The sequence below is a fragment of the Synechococcus sp. CBW1006 genome (assembly GCF_015840525.1).
GTDB lineage: Bacteria > Cyanobacteriota > Cyanobacteriia > PCC-6307 > Cyanobiaceae > CBW1002.
On the sequence record NZ_CP060396.1, the window covers coordinates 2074525 to 2091972 of the forward strand.

A 17448-nucleotide genomic window follows, 5' to 3' on the forward strand; every position below is an offset into this window, starting at 1 on the left:
TCTGGGTGACTGACCGAGCTGCCTAAACTCAAGATCAGATTTTCCTTTGCCTTCCTTCTGACGGTGCTCTCCGCCAAGACCCTCATCGCCATGGTGGCGCTGCTGCCCCTGACGGCGGCCGGCCTGGCCTGGGGTGAAGCCATCTCCCCCGCTGAGGGCGGCAGTGCAGCCGATCTCTCAGCACCGGTGGCTCCGCCACCTCAGTTGATCGCTCCGCCATCCGCCGCGGCTCCTGAGCCGGCCACCCCTCCGGCCCGTGTCCTGCCGGCCCGGCCGATCACCCCGCAATCGCCCAATCCCCAGATACGGAATCCGAGGCCGATCACGGCCCTCGATCCCCAGCCGCTGCGCCCCGATCCCCAGGCCACCCCAGCCCGGGCACCCAGCCGCTTCGATGCTTCCCTCGACGCCTTGGTGCGCCAGGGAGTGGTGACCTCTGCCGAGCGGGACAGGGTCCGTTCAGCGGGCTCGATCTATCCCCAGGGGCTGCCGGCCCATCGGCAGGCCTGCAGCAGCGGCGCTCTCTCCGCCCAGGAATGCCGCACCGGCCTGGTGGTGCGGTGGCGCGGTCGTGGTCCCGAAACGCAGGTTGCCGGCCTGGAGCAGGGAGGCTTCGCGCGGATCGGCGGAGATGGCCAGCCGCTGCCGCCGCTCACAGTGCCGGTATCGGCGCTGCTGGCGGGCCCTGACGGCAGCTTCAGTCTGGCCCAGGTCTTCCGTGTCACCCCCCGGCCAGCCCCGATCGCCGGAAACGGCAACCGCCGTCTGCTGTTCCCTCTGATCGGGTCGGCGGTGACCAGCAGTGGCTTCGGCTGGCGACTGCACCCGCTTCTGGGCAACTGGCTGATGCATGCAGGGCGCGATCTTGCTGCACCGGAGGGAACACCAGTGGTGGCGGCTCTTTCCGGCCGGGTGGTGAGCAGTGGTCCTGCCGGCGGCTACGGCCTGGCGATCGAGGTGGAGCACGACCGCCCCCGCCGCCGCTCGCTGTACGGGCACCTGTCCGAGCTCTACGTCAAAGCAGGCGATCAGGTACGGCAGGGTGAGGTGATCGGCCGGGTGGGCAGTACCGGCATGAGCACAGGCCCTCATCTGCATTTCGAGCTGCGCCTTCCCCAGGATGGCGGCTGGGTGGCCGTCGACCCTGGCGACCTTGATCCAGGCGGAGCTGCCGTGGGCAGCGATGCCATTGCCCTGCTGATGGGCCAGCTGCTGCAGACCCTGGAGAGGCCGTCGGCCCAAGCCGGACCGGGTAGTTCCGCCAGCAAGGCGAGCTGAACAAATCCGGCTCTGTGGGATTAGCCGCTGAGGGATGGTCAGTCGGCGATATGCCCGTCGCGAAAATGCACCACCCGTTCAGCACGGGCTGCCACATCGTCCTCGTGGGTCACCATCACGACGGTCATGCCGTTGCGATGCAGGTCATCGAAGATGTCGAGCACTTCAGCAGTGGTGTGGGAATCGAGCGCCCCGGTGGGTTCATCGGCCAGGAGCAGGGCCGGTTGGTTGATGATCGCCCGCGCAATCGCGACCCGCTGCTGCTGACCACCCGAGAGCTGGTTGGGCCTGTTGTTCATCCGTGTGGCCAGTCCCACCTGCTCCAGGGCATGGCGGGCACGCTCACTCCGCTCCGCCGTTGGAATTCCCGCGTACACCATTGGCAGTACGACGTTGTCGAGGGCGCTGAGGTTGGGCAGCAGGTGGAACTGCTGAAACACAAAGCCGAGCTCGCGGTTGCGTAGATCGGCCAGCTGGTCGTCGTCGAGCCGCTCCACCGGCGTGCCATTGAGGCGGTAACTGCCGCCGCTGGGGCGGTCGAGGCAGCCAATAATGTTCATGGCCGTGCTTTTCCCGGATCCGGAGGCTCCCATCACCGCCAGGTAATCGCCCCGGTTGACGGTGAGGCTGAGGTCGTCGAGGGCACGGACCTCCTGGTCACCGACCCCGTAGATCTTGCTCACATGATCGAGGCAGGCAACGGGGTCGCCGACGCCAGTTTCCGATGCCACCGTCAACCGATCGCGCGCATGAGAATAGGGGTGCCCGCCACGGTGCTGTTGGCCCAGGTGAACAGCGGATTGGAGAGCACACCGCCCACGGCGGTAGCCAGAAGGCAGGTGATCAGGGCGGCACGGAGCGGTTGGAGACCGGCGAGATTCCAGCTGATCTCTGGATAAGCCTTCACCACATCGGAAGCTTCCTGGGGCTCCTTGACCACCATCATCTTGATCACGGAGATGTAGTAGTAAATCGACACCACGGAGGTGACCAGACCCACCACCACCAGGAGGTACTGGTGGTCGGCCCAGCCGGCGAAGAAGAGGTAGATCTTGCCGAAGAAGCCGAGCATCGGCGGGATGCCGCCCAGCGACAGCAGACAGAGGCTGAGGCCGAGAGTGATCAGAGGATCCTTCTGATACAGACCCGCGTAATCGGCAATTCGATCACTGCCCGTACGCAACGAGAAGAGGATGATGCAGGCGAAGGCGCCCAGGTTCATGAACAAATAGGCCGCCATATAGAGCACCATCGCCGCGAAGCCGTCTTCGGTGCCGCAGACCAGACCGATCATCACAAAACCGGCCTGTCCGATCGAGCTGTAGGCCAGCATCCGCTTCATGGAGGTCTGGGCCAGAGCCACCACATTGCCGAGCACCATGCTCAGCACGGCAAGCACAGTGAAGAGAAGCTTCCACTGGGCATCGAAGCTCTCGAAACAACCCACCAGTAACCGCAGAGCCAGGGCAAAACCCGCAGCCTTGGAGCCCACCGAGAGAAAGGCCACGACCGGAGTCGGGGATCCTTCGTACACGTCCGGTGTCCACTGGTGGAACGGCACGGCGGCGATCTTGAAGGCCACCGTGGCCAGAACGAACACGAGGGCCAGGGCTGTGACCGGAGAGGCACTCGTCTGCAGTGCGGCCGCCACATCGGTGAGGGTGGTGCCACCACCGGTCAGGCCGTAAAGAAGCGAGGCGCCGTAGAGAAACACGGCCGCCGCCGCTGAACCGACCAGGAGATATTTCAGCGCTGCTTCGGAACTGCGGGCGTCACGCTTCATGTAGCCCGACAGCAGATAACTGGAGACCGACAGGGTTTCAAGCGAGATGAAGATGCTGACCAGATCCGTGGCGCCACACAGGAACATCGCCCCGAGGGTTGCGGCCAGCAGGATGGCGGCGTACTCGCCCACCGGCGTGCCGCTCTGTTCCACGTAGCGCCAGCTCAGCAGCAGGGACAAGAGGGTGGAGGCTGCCACCACAGCGCGGAACGCGATCGCTAGGTTGTCGGCAAGGAAAGATCCGAGGAACGCAGGCTCCTGCGGACCATTCCATTGCAGGGCCAGCAGCACCAGCGACGTGCCGAGACCTGCGTAACAGAGAGGGGGGACCCAACGGCTCGCAGCTTTTTCGCCTGCCAGGTCCACCAGAAGACAGGCCAGCAGGGCAATCAACACAGCCGCTTCCGGCGCGATCGCCCCGGCATGGAGCTGCAGGCTCAGCCCAGGGGAGAACGCAGCCGTCGAGGCACTGTCCGCCACGGCGGGAGGAAGAACACCGGGCAGAAACATCGCGGCAGCTGACGAGGGAGGGATCCGGTGCTGCGGACTGTAGCCGCGCCGCCTGGTAGCCACGGCACCCTGTCCGAGGCTTCCTGACAGGGGGGCGAGAAAGCGACACACGGCAACCGGCTGGTCGATGCGATAAAGAGGGAACCGGTCCGTCGCGTCTCTGTGGCCCACACCCTGGTCATCGTCGAGAGCCCCACCAAGGCCCGCACGATCCGTGGCTTCCTGCCCAAGGACTTCCGGGTGGAGGCCTCGATGGGTCACGTGCGTGACCTGCCCAACAACGCCAGCGAGATCCCGGCGGCCCACAAGGGCGAGAAGTGGGCCAATCTGGGGGTCAACACGGCCAATGCCTTCGAACCGCTCTACGTGGTGCCGAAGGACAAGAAAAAGGTGGTGAAGGAGCTCAAGGAGGCCCTCAAGGGCGCCGATCAGTTGCTGCTGGCCACCGACGAAGACCGGGAAGGCGAGAGCATCAGCTGGCATCTGCTGCAGCTGCTCGGCCCCAAGGTGCCGGTCAAGAGGATGGTGTTCCACGAGATCACCAAGGAGGCGATCGGCCGGGCCCTGGACCAGACCCGCGAGCTCGACATGGAGCTGGTGCACGCCCAGGAAACGCGGCGCATCCTGGATCGGCTGGTCGGTTACACCCTCTCCCCCCTCCTGTGGAAGAAGGTGGCCTGGGGCCTGTCGGCCGGACGCGTTCAGTCGGTTGCGGTGCGCCTCCTGGTGCAACGCGAGCGAGCGCGGCGGGCCTTCCGCAGTGGCAGCTACTGGGACCTCAAGGCCGCTCTGGAACAGGCCGGCAGTGGCTTCGAGGCCAAACTCACCCATCTGCGCGGCGAAAGGATCGCCGGCGGCAGTGACTTCGACGAAACCACCGGCGCGATCAAGGCTGGCAGCACCGTGAAGCTGCTGGCCGAGGACGAAGCCCGCCAGCTCCAGGACGCCGTGCAGGCCGCCACCTGGAAGGTGAAGACGGTGGAGGAGAAACCCACGGTGCGCAGACCCGTGCCCCCCTTCACCACCAGCACCCTGCAGCAGGAAGCGAACCGCAAGCTGCGGTTGTCGGCCCGCGAGACCATGCGCGCCGCCCAGGGCCTCTACGAACGGGGCTTCATCACCTACATGCGCACCGACTCGGTGCACCTCAGTGATCAGGCCATCACCGCCGCCCGCAGCTGCGTCAGCGAGAAATATGGCAAGGACTACCTCAGCCCGGCACCGCGGCAGTTCAGCACCAAGGCCCGCAACGCCCAGGAGGCCCACGAGGCGATCCGGCCTGCCGGCGAACGATTCCGCACCCCCAGCGACACCGGCCTGGACGGCCGCGATCTGGCTCTCTACGAGCTGATCTGGAAACGCACGGTGGCCAGCCAGATGGCCGATGCCCGCCTGACGATGCTGAGCGTGGAACTGGAGGTGGCGGCCGGCGGCAGCCTCGGCACCGCCAACTTCCGCGCCGGTGGCAAGCGGATCGACTTCGCCGGATTCTTCCGGGCCTACGTGGAGGGATCCGACGATCCCGATGCCGCCCTGGAGGGCCAGGAAGTGCTGCTACCCGCCCTGGCGGTGGGGGACAGCCCGTCCTGCAAGGCCGTGGAGGCCCTCGGCCACCAGACCCAGCCCCCCGCCCGCTACAGCGAAGCGGCCCTGGTGAAGATGCTTGAGAAGGAGGGCATCGGTCGACCCTCCACCTACGCCTCGATCATCGGCACGATCGTGGACCGGGGCTATGCCACTCAGCAGGGCAACGCCCTGATTCCCAGTTTCACCGCCTTCGCCGTGACCGGACTCCTGGAGGAGCACTTTCCGGATCTGGTGGACACGAGTTTCACCGCCCGCATGGAGAACACCCTCGATGAGATCTCCCACGGCAAGGTGTCCTGGCTGCCGTATCTCGAGGCTTTCTACAAGGGCGAAACCGGCCTCGAAACCCAGGTGCAGCAGAGGGAGGGGGACATCGACCCCGGCGTCTCGCGCACGGTGGAGCTGGAGGGCCTGCCCTGCGTGGTGAGGATCGGCCGCTTCGGCGCCTACCTCGAAACCAAGCGCGTCAGCGAAGACGGCAGCGAAGAGCTGCTCAAGGCAACCCTGCCCCAGGAGATCACCCCCGGTGATCTCGATGCGGAAAAGGCCGAGCTGATCCTCAAGCAGAAGGCTGAGGGGCCCGAATCCCTCGGGGAGGATCCTGAAACCGGAGAAGCGGTCTATCTGCTGTTCGGCCAGTACGGCCCCTATGTGCAGAAGGGCCAGGTCAGCGACGAGAACCCCAAGCCCAAACGGGCCTCCCTGCCCAAGGGTGTCAAGCCTGAGGAGCTCAGCCTCGCCGATGCCCTGGGCCTGCTGCGGTTACCGCGGCTGCTGGGAGAGCATCCCGATGGCGGCAAGGTGCAGGCGGGTCTGGGACGCTTCGGTCCGTACGTGGTGCACGACAAGGGCAAGGGGGAAAAGGACTACCGCTCCCTCAAGGCCGAAGACGATGTGCTCACCGTGGGTCTGGAGCGGGCCCTGGAGCTGCTGGCCATGCCCAAGCGCGGCCGCGGTGGCCGCACGGCGCTCAAGGATCTGGGCACGCCCGAGGGCGCCGAGGAGGCCATCCAGGTGTTCGATGGGCCCTATGGCCTCTATGTGAAGCAGGGCAAGGTGAATGCCTCCCTGCCGGAAGGCATCACCGCCGAGACGATCACCCTGGAGCAGGCCGTGGAGCTGCTGGGGGCCAAGGCGGCCAGCGGCAAGGGCAAGGGCCGCAAGACCGCTTCCTCGAAAGCAACTGCGGCCAAGACCGGTGCCGGCAAGACAGGCACCGCTTCCAAAACCGGAACCCCCAAGAATGCAGCCAGCGGCACCTCCGCAGCCAAACCAGCGGCGAAAAAGCCCCCCGCCACCACCAAGACCGGTCGCCTGCGGGCCAGTGCCGTGCGGGTGATCAAGGCGGCCGGCAGTTGAGCACTCCCGCTCACGGCCCCCTCCGGCCTCTGCTGGCGGCAGGCCTGCTGGCGTTGCTGGCCGGCGGCTGCAGCGGCTCCCCCCTCGGGGCTCGTCTGGCAGGCAGCTTCCCCGGTGCCGGCAACGCCGATCCAGCCGGGACAGGGACTCCCGCCGCCGCCTCCAGCACTGCCGGCACCACGCCGGAAACACCGGTGCTGACCACTCCTGTGCCGGCTGACCAGACAAAGGCAGGCCAGGGCAAAACGGCACCACCGACCCCAGGCCCAGCCAGGACTGACCCGTCCAAGACGACCTCTGCCCCAGCCGATCCATCGGCTGGAACCGCCGCTGCCGGCGGAGCCGGCAGCAAGCCAGCCGGCAAGGGACCCAGTGAAGTGCGACCTTCCACCCCAGCTCCCTACCGGGTCACGATCCAGCTGCCCCAGGCCGATCCCGCCGCGCCGGCCGAGGCCCTGACGCAGGCCCTGCGCGCCGCCGGTCTCTCGTTTGAGGTGGAGAGCATCGAGCGGGTGCCGGCAGCCGCCCCAGCCAGTGCCCCCGCCGCTCCGATCAGCACCCCGGCGCCCGCCCCCCGATGAGCCCCTCGTCCGCAGCAGCCCGTTGAGCCGTCTCCCCGTGCGCAGCAACCCGCCCCTCAGCCAGCGCCAGGCCCGCCAGCTGATGGAGACCGCCTACCTGGCCGCCGCCACGGCGCTGCTGTGGATGGCGCTGTATTACCTGCCGGTAGGCAGTCCCCTCTTCCGCCTCGCCCTGCCCCTGCCGCTGGCCCTGCTGCAGCTTCGCCATGGTTGGCGTTGCGCCAGCGAGGGCGTGGTGGTCACGGCGTTGCTGCTGGTGGCCCTGATGGGCCCGATCCGGGGCCCCCTGGTGCTCTTTCCCTATGGCCTGCTGGCCCTCTGGCTTGGCTGGGGCTGGCGGCGCCAGGCCAGCTGGTGGCTCACCTGGCCGGTGGGTGCGTTGATCGGCGCGGCCGGCTTCCTGGTGCGCGTGGTGGTGCTCTCGGTGCTGGTGGGGGAAAACCTCTGGGTCGTGATCACCACCGCCGCCGCCGGCCTGTTGGAGCGAATCGGCGGCCTCCTGGGCATGGGGGCGGGCTTCGAGCTGCTGCAGGTCCAGCTGGCCGCCCTCCTGCTGGTGCTGATCCAGAACGTGATCGTGGTTCTGGCCCTGCATGCGGTGGCCTACTGGATCTTTCCACGGCTGCAGTCGCCGATCGGCGAACCCCCTGAGGCCCTGCGGGCCCTGGTGGCCCTCGATCCGCTGTGATCCGTCGCCTGGCGGGCGAGCCCGGCGTTGCCCAGGGCTGGCTGGAGCGGTTCTCGGTGAACTGCCGGGCCACCGACGTGCTGCTGCTGCTGGCCGCCACCGAGACGGCAGCAGTGCCGGGTATCTCCGCCGCCGGTGCCACTCCCGCCTCCCGGCGAAGCACAGCCGCGGCGGATGCGGAGCTGCTGCGGCTCGGCCCCGCCGCACACCGTCCCCATGCCCTGCCGCCGCTGCCGGCCGGCGTCAGTCCGGCCCTGATCGGCCATGTGGTGCTGCAGACGCTGGGCATGGATCCGCTGGTGGTCGACCTGGGCTGTCCGGTGAGGCCGGCGGTTCCGCATGTGCGTCTGCCAGGGGCCTGCGGCCCGGCGGCCTGTCTGAGCAGCGGCCGCGCCATGGAGCGGCGGCGCGTGGAGCAGCTGCTGGAGCTGGGCCGGAGCTGGGGCCGACGGCTGGGGAGCCGGCCACTGGTGATCGCCGAATGCGTGCCTGGCGGCACCACCACGGCCCAGGCGGTGCTGACGGGGCTGGGGGTGGCCGCTGAAGGCCTGGTGAGCGGCAGCCTGCACCAGCCTGCCCATGCGCTCAAGACACATCTGGTCGCCCAGGGACTGGCCCGTGCCGGCCTGGGGCAAGGGCCGAGCGATCCGGTGAGCGTTCTGGCTGCGGTGGGGGATCCAATGCAGCCGCTGGCGGCGGGCCTGCTGCTGGGGCTGCTGGAGGACGTGGGGCAGGTGGGGCAGGGCCTGGGCGAGGTATCTCCATCCCATCCAGCCCATCCTCCGGTGCTCCTGGCCGGAGGCAGCCAGATGGCGGCAGTGCTGGCCATCGCCCTGGCGCTCACACCGGCCGATCAGCGCAGCCGCCTGGTGGGCCGGGTGGCCCTGGGCACCACCGCCTGGGTGGCGGCGGAGGCAGACAGCGATCTGCAGGAGCTTCTGAACCGCATCGGGGCGCGGTGGCAGGTGCAACCCCTGGCCTTCGCCTCAGAGCTGCGGTTCCACAATTGCCACCAGCGCGCCCTGCAGGACTACGAGCACGGCTACGTCAAGGAAGGGGTGGGGGCCGGCGGCCTGGCCATGCTCTGGTCGCTGAGCGGCGGCCATCTGGAGGATCTGGCGGCCGCCTGCGACCAGGCCTGTGGCCTTCTTCTGGAGGAGGGGCGCCTCTAGGGTCGCCGGAATGGGCAACGCAGCAGAACCAACCCCGGCTGCACGGGCTTCCTCGTCGGCCTCCGGCTGGAGCCGGCGCCAGGTGCTTCAGGGAGCCGGCCGGGGGGCCCGCACCCTGGCAGCGGTCTCGCTTCTGGCACCGCTGCTGGCCTCCTGCCAGCGGGGTGATGGACCGCTGCTCCTGTCCGGCCGCGGCGAGCTGCCCGCCGCCTGGTTGAAACACCTGCAGGACCCCTGGCGCTCGCATCTTCTGGAGGATCCCGCCGCCGTGCTCGCCGCCCTTTCCAAGGCGGACCTGGTGCAGCTGACCGATGGCTGGGCCACCAGCCTGCCCCCCTCCCGCTGGCAGCCCCTGGCGGCTCCAGCCCTGCTGGCCCGGCTCACACCGGAAGCGGCCCTCGTGAGTCGCCTGTTCCAGGCGGAAGGGGCACCGGCCCTGGCCTATCCCTGGGCCTTCACCCCCTGGGTGCTGGTGCTGCGCAGCCGGCCCGATCTGGCGGCCCGCAGCCGCGAGGGCTGGTCGCTGCTGTTCGATCCCACCCTGCGGGGCAAGCTGGTGCTCCCCTCCAGCCCGCGGCTGGTGATGCAACTGGCGGCAGGCGGGCCGGAGGCCATCGCCGTGGATCTGGATCGCCTGCGGGAGCTGCGTCGTCAGGCTCTCGCCCACGACGACCGCGACGGCCTCAACCTGCTGCTGGCGGGGGATGCCGAGGCGGCGGTGCTGCCCGCCCAGCGGCTGATTCCCCTGCTGCGCCGCGATCCACGGCTGCGGATCCTGCTGCCGGCCAGCGGCGCGCCCCTGGCCTGGAACCTGCTGCTGCGCCCTGCCGGCCATCCGGTGGCGCCGCCACTGGAATGGCTGGCGGCGATTCTCGAGCCGCCCCTTCTGCAGAGCCTGCTCATCGCCGGCTGGGTGCCTCCACTGCCCCGAGCGGCCCTGGAGCCCCTGCTGGCCAAGCTGCCGCGCCCGACCGCTGAGCTGCTGTTGCCTCGGCCGGAGCTGCTGCGCCGCTGCTGGTCCTTGCCGCCCCTGGATGTCCGCCAGAGGCTGATGCTGCAGAACCTCTGGGACGCGTCAGCCCCCTAAGTCGGGCGGCCCCGGACAGAGGAAGCCCCTGAAGCCCTTCAAAGCAACCCTGCGCAACCCTGCGAGGCAGCAGCCTGATGCTGTACCCGGACTCAGGCGATCTTCAACCCCAGAGGCGTCGCCGCGGTGCCGCCGCCAGGCGGCGATGGGTATCCGCCAGCAGATCGGGAATCGGCAGGCCGTGGGGGCAGCGCGGCAGGCAGGCGCCGCACTGGCGGCAGGCCTCGGCGTTGAGGGTTTCCCACCAGTGGCCGGCCCGGCCGATCAGGTTGTAGCGCTCGCTGGCATGGGCGACCATGCCGTGCCCCACCGCCAGGTTGCGCAGCCGCAGCAGTTCCGGGATCGGCACGGCGCTGGGGCAGGGCAGACAAGCCCGGCACTGGCCGCACCGCTCCTCGCCCAGCCGCTGGGCCGCTGAAGCCCGCAGCCGCTCCACAGCCAGATCGACCGGAGTGGGCCCTGAAACGGAACCTGAACCTGGACCTGGATCTGGCGCTGGTTCGGGCCCTGGCTCGGCCTCGTCTGGGCTGAGCTGGCCTCGCGGGCCTGCGGCGGCCGTCAGGCGGCGGGCCCAGACCAGATCCCCGGGCTGGGAGGCCCCCAGGCTCAGGGTGGAGATCCCCTGCTCAAGCAGGACGCGATAGGCCAGTTCGAGCGGTTGGAACGGCGCGCAATCGGCCAGCAGTTCGGGCGGCGGGTCGTAGAGGCGGCCGCCCTTGTCGGCTGGGGAGATCGCCAGCACACCCAGCCCGGCCTCCAGGGCGGCGCGGGCCAGCGGCAACCGCTGCGGATCGAACAGGTGCAGATGCAGGCAGCAGAAGCCGAAACGGCCTGACTCCAGGGCCGCGGCGATCAGATCGTTGCTGCCGTGGCTGGAGAAGCCCACCTGGACCGCCAGCCCTTCCCCCTCGGCCCAGGCGAGCAGCTCGGCCCCAGGCCCTCGCAAGGCCCAGTCCAGGTGGTCGGCGGTGTTGAGGCCATGCACGGCCAGGTTGTCGAGCCGGGCGACCCCGAGCCGCTTCAGGCAGGCGCGCAGCTGGGCCTGGGCCGTCGACAGGTCGGGGCCGGGCAGCAGCTTGCTGGTGAGCACCAGGTGGGCGCGAGCCTGGCGGTCACGTCGTTCCAGGGCGGCCAGGGCCTGGCCCAGGAAGGTTTCCGCCGGCCCGTAGGCCGGGGCGGTTTCGATGTGATTGATGCCGGCCGCCACGGCCGCCAGCAGCACCGCCTCCATCTGGGCGGGGCTGTCCAGGGCCCGCATCGTGCCCAGGGTGAAGGGCGACACCGGCCGCGCCCGCCCGAAGGGCCGCAGGCTGCTTCCACCGGACTCCAGGGACCGGTCAGCGGTGTCAGCCGGCAGAGGGGGCACCGGATCCGCCGGGATCTGTGGTGTCGTCATCGTTCGACCCTCCACCCTCCCCAAGCTGTTGGCCATTGGGGAGGTCGGGCTGGGCGCGGCGGCGCTGCCGCACCAGTTCGGCCGGGCTGGTGGTTTCCAGGAAGCGGCGGAAGTCCTCCTGGTCTTCGGCGTCGGCTTCGGCATCGACCGGAATCGAGGCGTCGGCCACCACTTCCTCCAGCATCCAGATGCCGCTGCCGGTGCGCAGGGCCAGGGCGATGGCGTCGCTGGGACGGGCATCGAGCTCGCTGGCCTCGCCCTCGCTGTCCTGCAGCTTGAGCACGGCCCGGAAGGTGTTGTCTTCGATGGTGTGGATGATCACCCGCTCCAGGCTGAGGCCAGCCACCGCCATCAGGTTGGCCATCAGGTCGTGGCTGAGCGGACGGGGAGGACGCTGCTGGTTGAGGCCCGCCATGATGTTCTGGGCCTGGGCCTGATCGATCCAGATCGGCACCTGGCGGCGGCCGGAGGGATCGCGCAACAGCACGATCGGGCTCCGACTGGCCGCATCCAGGGCGATCCCGGCGATGCGCATCTCCACCATGCGGATGCTTCTCCTGGGAGGATCCTCTGCCTGGGTGATTATGGCCAGCAGAACCGGAGCGGCGATGTTCACCGGACTGGTCCAGGCCGTGGGTCGGCTGCAGCGCTGCCCCCAGGGAGTGCGGGTGAGCTGGCTGATGCAGGCCGGCGCGCCGCTGGGGTCGGTGGCCCTCGGCGACAGCATCGCCGTGGATGGGGTGTGCCTGACCGCGGCCGAACTGTTCGCCGATGGATTCCGCGCCGATGTCAGTGCGGAGACCCTGGCACGAACCGGCCTGGCCGCCAAGGCCGACCAACAGGCCCACGTCAACCTCGAACCGGCCCTGCGCCTGGCCGATCGCCTCGGCGGCCACCTGGTCAGCGGTCATGTCGATGGCGGTGGGCGGGTGCGGGGCATCAGCCGCGAACCCGCCTCCTGGCGCCTGGAACTGGCCTGGGACGACCCGGCCTACGGCCGCTATATCTGTGAGAAGGCCAGCGTGGCCGTTGATGGCATCAGCCTCACGGTGGCGGGCTGCGATCCCGGCGGTGACCGCTTCTGGATCGCCGTGATCCCTCACACCTGGGCCTCCACCACCCTGGCGGAGCGGCGGCTCGGCGACCGGGTCAACCTGGAGGCGGATCTGCTGGCCAAGTACACCGAGCGGCTCCTGCTGGAGGGGGGCAGACCAGCCGCTGCAGCGCCGGCGCAGGATCTCAGCGACAGCTGGTTGGCGGAGCATGGCTGGGGCTAGGAGCCGGGGACAGAGGCCCTGTCTAAGGTCCGGGAATCTCTTCTGACTCTTCGCCGATGGCGGTCGTTGACCCCCTGCTCTCCGTCGACCGCGGCCTGCGCAGCTTTGCGCTGGCCGAAGGCATCCTGATGCTGGTGCTGGGGCTGCTGGCCCTGTTCTTTCCGGTTGTGGCCTCGATCTGGGTGACCGCCATGGTGGCGGTGGCCTTTCTGGTGGGCGGGCTGGTCGGCTGGATCACCAACCTGTTGCGGGCGCGCCAACTGCGCCGCTGGCTCACCTTCTCCCGCCTGCTGGTCTCCACCCTGTTCGTGGTGACGGGCTTCTGGATGCTCCATCAGATGGGAGCAGGCCCCGAGCGTGCGGCTGCCCCTGTGGCGTCCCTGGCCCTGGCGGTGGGTCTGGTGTTCCTGGTGGAGGGGGCCGTGGTCATCGTGGCCTCCCTGGCCCATCAGCGCCTGATGGGCTGGGGCTGGGGGCTGGTGAACGGCGTGGTGACCCTGGTGCTGGGGTTGCTGATCCTCACGATGAAGTTCTGGAACCTGAGCTGGGTGCTTGGGGTGCTCGTGGGCGTGAGTTTCCTGTTCAGCGGCCTCGATCTGATCACCTTCAGCGCCAGCTTCCACGACGGCGAAGCAGGCTCTGACGTCGGCGGCTGAGGACGGGATCAGGACTCGTCCTGGGCCTGATCAGGGTCATGGGTCTGATCGGATTTCTCCTGCGACTGATCAGCCTGGTCCTCACTGCCATCAAGGGCGACGAGCCAGATCGATCCGGTTTCGGCATGGAGCTGGATGCGGAATTCCTGGCCGGGCACCAGGCCGAGGCGTCGGGTGTAAGCCTGGCCGATCAGAAGATTTCCGTTGCCATGCACCCGGGTGCGGAATTCGGCCTGGCGTCCCTTGCTGCCACCGCCAGCACCACCGCCGCCACCTGGCGTTTCCGGCAGGCGATAACCCTTGGCTTCAACCAGGGCGCGATAAAAACTTTTCTTCAGGACCCGGCCACTGGGCCCCACGTAGCCGCAGGCACGGGCGATCTGCTCTTCCGGACGGTTGCTCAACGAGCGAGCTCGCTCCAGCAGTTCCTTTCCCTTGAGCATGTCCTGGCTCTGGGCGGGTCGTGCGTCCGTTGTGCGGGCCGAGGTAGTTCCGTTCCTGTAGGACATCGGGGCGGGCTTGGTACGGACTGGAGGGCTTCGGCCTGCGCCGATTGTGCCCAGACGGGTGCCCTACCAGCAAGCGCAGGTGAGGCTCAGAGCACGTAGAGCAGACCGAAGAGCACCAGCCAGATCACATCGACGAAGTGCCAGTAGAGCTCTGCTGCTTCGAGCCCAAAGGGTTCGCTGGTGCTCACCCGACCCCGATCGCGGGTCTGGAACCAGACCACAAGAATGCAGATCACTCCCAGGGTCACGTGCAGGCCATGGAAACCGGTCAGCGCGTAAAAGGTGCTGGCGAAGAGGTTCTCGGTGAGCCCGAAGGGCAGGGAGAAGTACTCCACCATCTGGCCGGCCAGGAAGGCACTGCCGAGGGCTGCCGTGAGCAGCAGCCAGGGGCGGCAGCCGCTGCGGTTTCCGGCCAGCAGCTGCTTGCCACCGCGATGGAACGTGAAACTGCTCACCACCAGCAGAACGGTGTTGAGACTGGGCAGCAGCAGTTCCAGTTCGTAGTTCGATCCCGGTGGGAGCGGATTAACCGCACGGAAGGTGAGGTAAGCAGCGAAAAATCCCGCAAAGGTCATGCCGTCCGCCACCAGGAACAGCAGCAGCCCGAACATGCGGAAATCCCCATGACCATGCTCCACCGCATCAGCAGGAGGAGCCAGGCTCGTGGCACTGACGACGGTGGAGGAGGAGGCGAGGCTGGTCATTGGAGCAGGGGCTGCGGAATGGGGAACGGTGGTGGATCAGATCACCAGCATCATGGGCCAGTTCAGAAGAAGGTGCTGTTCAGCAGAAGCTGACCCGTGGGTCTCTCAGCCCCGCCCGCCGCTCCAGAGATCCTTGCCACTGGTGACGTCGAGATCGATCTGGTCGGCAGGGATGCCATAGGCGTAGGGCTCATGCACCAGCGGAGCCGCTCCTACCCAGTTCTCAACCGGCGGCGGCGAGGAGGTGAGCCATTCGGGAGTCAGGGCGCGCCAGGGGTTGTCTCCCGCCACGGGGCCGCGGAAGGCACTCCAGATCACGTTGTAAAGCAGGGGCAACGTGCTGACCGCCATCAGCAGGGCGCCAACGCTGCTGGCCTGATTGAGCGTGGTGAAGGCGGGGTCGTACTCGGCGACACGGCGGGGCATGCCATTGAGACCAAGCCAGTGCTGGGGAAGGAAGCAGAGATTGAAACCAACGAACGTGAGCAGGAAGTGAAGCCGCCCCAGGTCTTCGTTGAGCATGCGGCCGGTGAACTTGGGGTACCAGTGGTAGATCGCCGCAAAGATCACGAAAACGGTGCCGCCATAGACAATGTAATGAAAATGTCCGACCACGAAATACGTGTCGTGGACGTGAATATCAAACGGAACCTGGGCTAGGGCAACGCCAGTGATGCCGCCAAAGACGAAGTGAAAGATGAAGGCGCAGGAGAACAGCATGGCGCTGTTCAGGGCAATCTTGCCGCCCCACAGGGTCGCCAGCCAGTTGAAGAATTTGATGCCGGTCGGCACGGCGATGAAGGAGGTGGCGATCGTGAAGAACAGCCGCATCCAAGGCGGTGTGCCGCTGGTGAACATGTGGTGCGCCCAGACGATCAACCCGAGAAAGACAATCCCCAGGATCGAATACACCATCGTGGTGTAACCAAACAGCGGCTTGCGCGCATGGATCGGAAGGATCTCACTCACCAGACCGAAGGCCGGCAGCACCATGATGTAAACAGCCGGGTGGGAATAGAACCAGAACAGGTGCTGATACACCACTACGTTGCCGCCCAGGGCAGGATTGAAGAAGCCGGTGTGGGCGACGATATCGAAGCTGAGCAGGATCAGAGTGCCTGCGAGAACAGGCGTGGAAAGCACAACCAGAATGCTGGTGCCCAGCATGGCCCAGCAATACATCGGTAGCTGCATCAATTTCAGGCCAGGCTGACGAAGCTTCAGCACAGTGGCGATGAAGTTGATCGCCCCGAAGATCGAACTGCCCCCAAGGAGCAACACACTCAGAATCCAGACTACCTGCCCCGCCGCAGGGGTGGTGATGCTCAGCGGCGGATAGGCGGTCCAGCCGGACTGAGCTGCACCCGAGATGAAATAGCTGCTGATCAGAAGGATTCCAGCTGGAGGGATCATCCAGAAGGCCACGGCATTGAGCCGGGGGAATGCCATATCCCTGGCACCTACATAGAAGGGAATCAGGTAATTGCCGAAGCCGCCATTCACTACCGGCACGATCCAGAGAAAGATCATCACCGTGCCATGCAGGGTGAGCACCTCGTTGTAGGTATCCCGGCTGATGAAATCAGAGATGGGGCTGGCCAGCTCGGTGCGGATCACACCAGCCAGAGCACCCCCGATCAGATAGAAGATGAAGCCGGTGACGAGGTACTGAAGGCCGATCACCTTGTGATCCAGGCTGAAGCTGAAATAGCGCAGCCACCCTTGGGGTTGCAGGCTGCCCTGGAAGCTTTCGGGGCTGGCGACGGTCATGGAAACAGGGGTGGCGGAATCGAAAGTCGGGAGCCGAGGCCGGTGGGTCTGAAAAAGCTTGATCAGACTTCGTGATCTCAGCCAGTCGGCGGGGCCGCTGCCAGGGCCACCGTGCTGGGCGCCGCCGGGGCGTTCTGGTGAATCCAGGCCTCGAAGGCCTCCTGTTCATGGACCACCACGTTGGTGCGCATGCCGCCGTGGTAAGGGCCGCAGAGCTCGGCGCAGACGATCGGGTAGGTGCCAGGGCGGGTGGGGGTGAACGACATCACGGTGGGCTGGCCGGGGATCACGTCCTGCTTCAGACGGAACTGGGGCACCCAGAAGGCATGAATCACATCACGGGCTTCCATGCGCAGCTGCACGGGACGACCCACCGGCACATGCAGCTCCCCGCTGGTGATGGAGCTGTCCGGGTAATGGAAGATGAAAGCGAACTGCATGGCGGTGAGCTCCACGGGCAAGGCATCGCCCGAGGCAGTGCTGATGCCACCCCAGACGCGTTCCGCTTGAGCCTCGCCCGGGTCATCGGCCAGCAGGGTTGCGCTGTTGTCTGCCCCCTCGTGAAGCAGGGCTGGAGCGGCCAAGGCATCGCCGCCTTGGTGCTGGTGCTCAGCAAGCATCACGGACGAGACATCGCCATGCATGGCTTCATGTCCATTCAGGGGCGTCATGCCGCCCATGCGCTCATAGATGTCGTAGCTGTAGATGCCTACGAACAGCACCACCACGGCGGGGATCGCGGTCCAGAGGATCTCCAGGGGCAGATTGCCTTCGATCGCCAGGCCGTCGCCCCGATCGCCGGGAAGACGACGAAACCGCACCAGGCTGAAAATCAGCAAGCCGGTCACCCCCACGAACAGGATCGTGCCGATGCTGAACAGAACCTGAAAGAGCGCGTCGTAGACCGGGGCATTGCTGCTGGCGTCCACGGGCAGCAGATTGACGTTCTGACCCACCCAGAGGCCACCGAGCACCAGCACCATGCCCAGAACCAGCGTGATCAGGGAGGTGGGAATGGTCACCGGGGCAGATCAGATCAGCAGCCAGCCTATGGGGCCTGGATTGCGGCAGTGGATCCAGTCACTGAATGC

Annotated in this window: 16 protein-coding genes; 8 read left to right on the forward strand and 8 right to left on the reverse strand. The window is 67.3% G+C overall.

Going from position 1 to position 17448, the window contains the following annotated elements; genetic code table 11:
* Positions 1-63 precede the first annotated feature (63 nt).
* Positions 64-1278 carry a M23 family metallopeptidase gene (locus H8F26_RS09925; RefSeq protein ID WP_231597737.1) on the forward strand — a complete coding sequence of 405 codons (1215 nt, stop codon included), beginning with the start codon at positions 64-66 and terminating at the stop codon, positions 1276-1278.
* Positions 1279-1316: 38 nt separating this feature from the next.
* On the opposite strand, the gene H8F26_RS09930 is transcribed toward H8F26_RS09925, so the two are convergent.
* Together H8F26_RS09930 and H8F26_RS09935 are read right to left on the reverse strand one after the other, a co-directional pair.
* Positions 1317-1961 carry an ABC transporter ATP-binding protein gene (locus H8F26_RS09930; protein ID WP_231605124.1) on the reverse strand — a complete coding sequence of 215 codons (645 nt, stop codon included), beginning with the start codon at positions 1959-1961 and terminating at the stop codon, positions 1317-1319.
* Positions 1962-2011: 50 nt separating this feature from the next.
* Positions 2012-3571: an NAD(P)H-quinone oxidoreductase subunit N gene (locus H8F26_RS09935; RefSeq protein ID WP_197153810.1), complete on the reverse strand. Its 1560-nt coding sequence runs from the start codon at positions 3569-3571 to the stop codon at positions 2012-2014.
* A 162-nt stretch (positions 3572-3733) separates the two neighbouring features.
* Here H8F26_RS09935 and topA point away from each other — a divergent pair, with 162 nt between their 5' ends.
* The 5 genes from topA to H8F26_RS09960 all read left to right on the forward strand — a co-directional run bounded on the left by topA (position 3734) and on the right by H8F26_RS09960 (position 10045).
* Entirely contained in the window at positions 3734-6517 is a 2784-nt protein-coding gene (gene topA, locus H8F26_RS09940; RefSeq protein WP_197153811.1) for a type I DNA topoisomerase, read from the forward strand.
* Positions 6514-7098 (forward strand): hypothetical protein, encoded by a 585-nt coding sequence (locus H8F26_RS09945; protein WP_197159361.1) that lies wholly within the window; start codon positions 6514-6516, stop codon positions 7096-7098. Before topA ends, H8F26_RS09945 begins: the two co-directional genes overlap by 4 nt.
* An 82-nt stretch (positions 7099-7180) precedes the next feature.
* Complete coding sequence (locus H8F26_RS09950; RefSeq protein ID WP_197159109.1) at positions 7181-7786, forward strand: DUF2232 domain-containing protein; 606 nt, start codon at positions 7181-7183, stop codon at positions 7784-7786.
* Positions 7783-8958: a nicotinate mononucleotide-dependent phosphoribosyltransferase CobT gene (cobT, locus tag H8F26_RS09955; protein ID WP_370594607.1), complete on the forward strand. Its 1176-nt coding sequence runs from the start codon at positions 7783-7785 to the stop codon at positions 8956-8958. The genes H8F26_RS09950 and cobT overlap by 4 nt, the downstream gene beginning before the upstream one ends.
* Positions 8959-9040: 82 nt before the next feature.
* Positions 9041-10045, forward strand: coding sequence for a twin-arginine translocation pathway signal (locus H8F26_RS09960; protein WP_197153812.1), 1005 nt, complete (start codon positions 9041-9043; stop codon positions 10043-10045).
* Positions 10046-10148: 103 nt separating this feature from the next.
* Here H8F26_RS09960 and H8F26_RS09965 read toward each other — a convergent pair whose 3' ends face one another.
* Both H8F26_RS09965 and H8F26_RS09970 read right to left on the reverse strand, forming a co-directional pair.
* Positions 10149-11303: an aldo/keto reductase gene (locus tag H8F26_RS09965; protein ID WP_197159111.1), complete on the reverse strand. Its 1155-nt coding sequence runs from the start codon at positions 11301-11303 to the stop codon at positions 10149-10151.
* An 88-nt stretch (positions 11304-11391) separates the two neighbouring features.
* Positions 11392-11985, reverse strand: a complete 594-nt coding sequence (locus H8F26_RS09970; RefSeq protein WP_197159112.1) for a bifunctional nuclease family protein — start codon at positions 11983-11985, stop codon at positions 11392-11394.
* 64 nt (positions 11986-12049) lie between these two features.
* Between H8F26_RS09970 and H8F26_RS09975 the strand changes: the two genes are divergently transcribed.
* Together H8F26_RS09975 and H8F26_RS09980 are read left to right on the forward strand one after the other, a co-directional pair.
* Complete coding sequence (locus H8F26_RS09975) at positions 12050-12718, forward strand: riboflavin synthase (RefSeq protein ID WP_197153813.1); 669 nt, start codon at positions 12050-12052, stop codon at positions 12716-12718.
* 56 nt (positions 12719-12774) lie between these two features.
* Positions 12775-13374: an HdeD family acid-resistance protein gene (locus H8F26_RS09980; protein ID WP_197153814.1), complete on the forward strand. Its 600-nt coding sequence runs from the start codon at positions 12775-12777 to the stop codon at positions 13372-13374.
* 8 nt (positions 13375-13382) lie between these two features.
* Here the strand turns inward: H8F26_RS09980 and H8F26_RS09985 are convergent, their stop codons facing one another.
* The 4 genes from H8F26_RS09985 to H8F26_RS10000 form a co-directional block, all read right to left on the reverse strand.
* Positions 13383-13817, reverse strand: coding sequence for an AbrB family transcriptional regulator (locus tag H8F26_RS09985; RefSeq protein WP_197159113.1), 435 nt, complete (start codon positions 13815-13817; stop codon positions 13383-13385).
* Positions 13818-13969: 152 nt separating this feature from the next.
* Positions 13970-14587: a cytochrome c oxidase subunit 3 gene (locus tag H8F26_RS09990; RefSeq protein WP_197153815.1), complete on the reverse strand. Its 618-nt coding sequence runs from the start codon at positions 14585-14587 to the stop codon at positions 13970-13972.
* A 105-nt stretch (positions 14588-14692) separates the two neighbouring features.
* On the reverse strand, positions 14693-16357 hold the full coding sequence (gene ctaD, locus H8F26_RS09995; RefSeq protein ID WP_197153816.1) for a cytochrome c oxidase subunit I: 1665 nt from the start codon (positions 16355-16357) through the stop codon (positions 14693-14695).
* 77 nt (positions 16358-16434) lie between these two features.
* Positions 16435-17379 carry a cytochrome c oxidase subunit II gene (locus H8F26_RS10000; RefSeq protein ID WP_197153817.1) on the reverse strand — a complete coding sequence of 315 codons (945 nt, stop codon included), beginning with the start codon at positions 17377-17379 and terminating at the stop codon, positions 16435-16437.
* Positions 17380-17448 lie beyond the last annotated feature (69 nt).